The 4,111-nt window shown below is 41.3% G+C and carries 4 protein-coding genes; 3 read left to right on the top strand and 1 reads right to left on the bottom strand.

The features are described 5' to 3' along the window. Positions 1 to 9 precede the first annotated feature (9 nt). Together H6G97_RS55185 and H6G97_RS46795 are read left to right on the top strand one after the other, a co-directional pair. Positions 10 to 159, top strand: coding sequence for a tyrosine-type recombinase/integrase (locus H6G97_RS55185; RefSeq protein WP_277883457.1), 150 nt, complete (start codon positions 10 to 12; stop codon positions 157 to 159). A gap of 2,450 nt (positions 160 to 2,609) precedes the next feature. Next, a complete protein-coding gene (locus tag H6G97_RS46795; RefSeq protein ID WP_190947203.1) occupies positions 2,610 to 2,879 on the top strand; it encodes a hypothetical protein in 270 nt (89 codons plus the stop codon). Between the two features lie 252 nt (positions 2,880 to 3,131). Here H6G97_RS46795 and H6G97_RS46790 read toward each other — a convergent pair whose 3' ends face one another. Further along, complete coding sequence (locus H6G97_RS46790) at positions 3,132 to 3,530, bottom strand: hypothetical protein (RefSeq protein ID WP_190947205.1); 399 nt, start codon at positions 3,528 to 3,530, stop codon at positions 3,132 to 3,134. Here H6G97_RS46790 and H6G97_RS46785 point away from each other — a divergent pair. Beyond that, positions 3,517 to 3,747: a hypothetical protein gene (locus H6G97_RS46785; RefSeq protein ID WP_242056101.1), complete on the top strand. Its 231-nt coding sequence runs from the start codon at positions 3,517 to 3,519 to the stop codon at positions 3,745 to 3,747. The genes H6G97_RS46790 and H6G97_RS46785 overlap by 14 nt on opposite strands. Positions 3,748 to 4,111: the final 364 nt, after the last annotated feature.

Here is a 4,111-nt window from a genome sequence, read left to right as displayed (position 1 = left end):
CCACACTGGCTGAGGCACTCTCATGCAACACATAGTTTAGACCGGGGCGCACCTGTGCAACTGCTGCAAGCAACCTTGGGACATTCATCGCTGAACCAAACTAGCCGTTACACCCACGCTCGTCCCAATGATAGCACCGGGCTTTATTTACCAAAGTAAAGTTGTTGTTGGTGTTCAGTAAGCTCAATTTTAATGCGAGCGCTTCATGTTCAGGCAAGTCAATTTTCCCGATTTGGGTGGTAAGGCACTTACCCGCTCATAAAGATACGAAAGTACGATCCAGATCCACGCCACACAACGAGCAATTAAGAACAAGGCTGGGATATTTTTTTGTAGTTCTCCCTAAAAATACACCTTTAAAAGAAAAACCTACAAATCGGTGAAAAAAACAAACTAATAATGACTTTATAGTTAACAAGTGATGCATTAGGTCAAAGAGCATACTCCTAGCATTTAAATACACAAATATTACAGGTGTAGGTTTGGGTTAAAGAAAAGGGGCAAAGGTGCTTATTTTAAAGAACTTGTACAAAATTTCCCCCTGCTTCTGTTGCTTCAGTGCCAAATGAAGCCTTATCCGAATAGCCCGCTTTTTAATCGCTATCACGCCATAAAACTATAGAGTCATTTTTAGTTTATTTTTTGAGAGTGGTTTGATTGCTACAGAAAAAATTCTTCAAGAAACGGGTAAAACTTGCGTGCCAAAAACTCAAACTTTTCTGCAATTGATTCCGAACTTGTCCTGAATCAATTCTCAGGGTGAGGGAGATCCAAATAATAAAGCGCCAGAAATATAGTTGTGTAGCCAAAATATCCTTGATACGGCTGGGCATTTTATTACTTGTAAGTGCCTGAAGCCAAGATGCTCCCTGATGGGCGAAGGAACTTTAGGTGATTGCGAGTTAGTTTATGATGTTGTCTATTAAAGAATTATTTGTCAATTTTAAGTAATTAATGTCTTGCTGTGTAAGAGGCTATAAAGCTTATTAATACGGAGATTTCGGTCTTTTAGGAACTCGTATATTCTTTGAATGGTTTTAAACAATTAAATGCCTTTTCTCTTAAAACTGACTCCTCAAGAATTAAATGATTAAATGCCTTTTTTTTGGGAAATCCGAATAAGGTATTGACTATTGCGGTTATCTCGTGGCGCAGCGATCGCCTCCGGCGGGCGAGTACGCCATCGCTTAGGCTTAGTATCAGCCATTCCCCAAAGTATAGTGTCAGAAACTCGCTCGGGAAGCCAGATCGCGATTTTACTGGAAAAGCTTGAGTGGATAATGAGGGCCTTTGTTGTAAGTGAAAGGGACATTAATTTTAAAAAACTGGATTTACAGAGCTAGACCATCATTTAAATTGCACAGAGCTAAAAAATCGAGCGTTTGGACACTAATTATTTAAAACTGACAACTAATTCTTTAATGGACACCAGGGCTTAAAAGCAGGGGCAACTTTTAGAGACGCTATGCGTAGCAAGATCCCCGTAGGGGCAATACCGTTCGGTTAAGGAATTTCTTGGTTGAGGCAGGCAGAGGGAGCAGGGGGAGAAGAGAAGCAGGGGGAGAAAAGAATGGCTGAACATATACCCTCTTGCCTCCCCTGCTTCCCCTGCTTATCCGAACCGTATTGCCCGTAGGGGTACAGACTTACTGTACTGGATGCAATTATTGCTTTCTTACTTAGGAATCTAACTAGGTACTCAGCACTGTTTCGATGAGCAAAAATTAGATAAAGCAATCCTGCAAGTGTTTAAGCCTGAGATAATTTTTGATTGCCAATGGTAGCCGTTGGCAGTAGCATCTCTTTACAAAAACCATCGTTTGAAGAATGCGCTGACACATTTGGCGATGATACTATCAAGGTAATTCATCATGATGAATTACACGATTTAATAAGCGTGGCCAGTCCCAGTTTACCTAGATGACACGTGAACATGAGCAATACAGGGCGTAAAAAAAAGCTGGCATCTTTCAACTGTGACCAAAGGAAGTGGGAGCAGTTTTAAGCAGTCAGACACGCAGGGCAAACGCATCTAAATTATACTTGCTCACAACGGAGGTTAAGAGTCAACGAAAAATCAGCATTTCTCGTTTGATTTATTTTCACAGGTTCAAAGCGATCGCATAATTTTTTGTCAATAAGCATCGACTAATGCGACTGAGTTTAAACTTGTTGAGAATTAGAGGGTCTTGTTGACATGATGCGTTTACCCTGGTCAGACACGGGATTATCAGAAATTGGCTCGATTGTAGGGTGCAACCTGTGTTAAAGAAGGAGGGTTAAACGAAGTAGCTAAGAAGATGAGAAGGTAACTTAGCTTATATTTAATCTCAATTAGCAGAATTCTCTACTGTGCGCCCCTGATTAGAGGACTTGCACGTACTCGATCGGCTTGTAGACAATCAACGCATCTGGCACAACTCAAGAATGTTCTAACTGTGGTGTAAATAATAGCTGAATTTCCTCGCGGCTGAGAACTTTCGCTTTTCCGTGCCGATCTCGCTTGATTATCTGCACCATTTGTTTGAGTAGCATTTCTTAGTGTGGGCGGAACTGCCTAAAATCGCTAATAATACAAAAATACTGTTAGCTCAATATCGTAACAAAATATGACGGAACGTGGTAGTACCTACAATCACAACGGAAGACCCGGTGCAACAAGTAAAGAATCGCGGGATTTGGCAGAAAGATTTGCTACAGCCATTGGGGAGTTTAACTGGCAAACTGATTACTTGAAGTTTTGTGAACTTTTGGAGCTAGAACCTAGCGAGTATGCTGACGAACAGTACCGCCACTTTCAACAACTGGCAGAAGCGCTCACGAGATTCAATGCCGAAACGCTAGCCTTGATGATTGACGCGGGTTTAGGCAAAGGATGATATCAGCTTTGATAGCAAATAATGAGCCGTAAAAATTAGGGAAACGGTTTTTGGTGGGATGCCCCCACCCAGAGAAAAGCGCGTCTTGCATTAGAGCAAGCAATGATCCAAAAATAGCGCAGTCCGTTTAATAAAGAAATGTGGAATCTTTGGAGACAACCCTTTAAGTAAAGCCTAGCGTGGAAAAATTATCTTTGTGATCGCTATCCGGGAATATTATATGCAAGGAAATCGCAGCTCAGACTAATAATGTCAAGCAGGTTTTTTGTTCTCGCCGTCTATATGCTTGTTTAAGGTGTAAGGGCAATCTGGACTTTTAATAGTACTGGCGTAAGGCAATCGATAAGATGCCCAAAGTTGCCAGCGCAAAACGTCAACTCCAATGGTTGAACTGCCAAATTGTACACGGCAGTCTTTATCTGGATCTTGTATAACATTTTTGGTTAGGGTGTTTACCGCTTCTATCTTGAGATTATTCGGTATGCCCATTAGTAGTTTGGTAAGCCACTGTTTAATTTGAGGAGATTGCAGCCAATCTCTTATCTGTTGATCGGTGGGAGTTAGACGATTCGCACGAATGATTTTAGGGAGGTTATCCTGCCGATATGAAGAACTAACAAGACAAGAAGTTGCGGCAATGTTGAGTCCCAAGGTTTCCGCAAGGCAACTACAAGCATATTTGAATATAGCTCGTAAGTATCTACCAGAGTTTAGGAAGTTCACCAATAGAAAGACAGGTGGACTAAATGGCAATGCAAAACTATACGAGTGTCACATTCCAGTACTTCAAGAAATTCGCTCTCTAGCTAAAGAACATACTTTAGCTGATATAGAGAGTGAGTTTAAAAAAAGAGGAGCAAAAAGGTGAACTGAGAGTAAGAAGCTCCCACTTCTACGAACGGATTATTTCAGATGGATTGTAACAGTGAACAGTTATCAAGATTTGACAATGATGACTGATAACTATTGAAGAAGGCAGAAGGCAGAAGGCAATTAGTGGGGGATTCAGACCCCCGCTAATTGAAGAGCACTAAATCATAGATTTAGTGTAACCGTTCACAGGATAAGAAACGCTACAGTCAAAAATGGGTTACTGAGATGGTAGATTAAGAGGCATGGATGAAAACTGCCTCGCCTACGGAATTGAAATTTCCGACTCAGATTGGGAAAAGACTCCAGCCAGCATCAAACAACTGGTGGAGAAAATGGGGCAGCATATAAAGCAATCAGAA

It is taken from the genome of Nostoc flagelliforme FACHB-838, assembly GCF_014698065.1.
GTDB classification, from domain to species: domain Bacteria; phylum Cyanobacteriota; class Cyanobacteriia; order Cyanobacteriales; family Nostocaceae; genus Nostoc; species Nostoc flagelliforme_B.
The sequence above is the reverse complement of the archived record's forward strand: the minus strand, read 5'-3'. Positions and strand labels throughout refer to the sequence as shown.

What these genes read in the sequence shown, in the direction of transcription:
- H6G97_RS46785 (WP_242056101.1), top strand. Translation starts at nt 3,517, where the DNA reads ATGTTGAGTCCCAAGGTTTCCGCAAGGCAACTACAAGCATATTTGAAT.
- H6G97_RS46795 (WP_190947203.1), top strand. Translation starts at nt 2,610, where the DNA reads ATGACGGAACGTGGTAGTACCTACAATCACAACGGAAGACCCGGTGCA.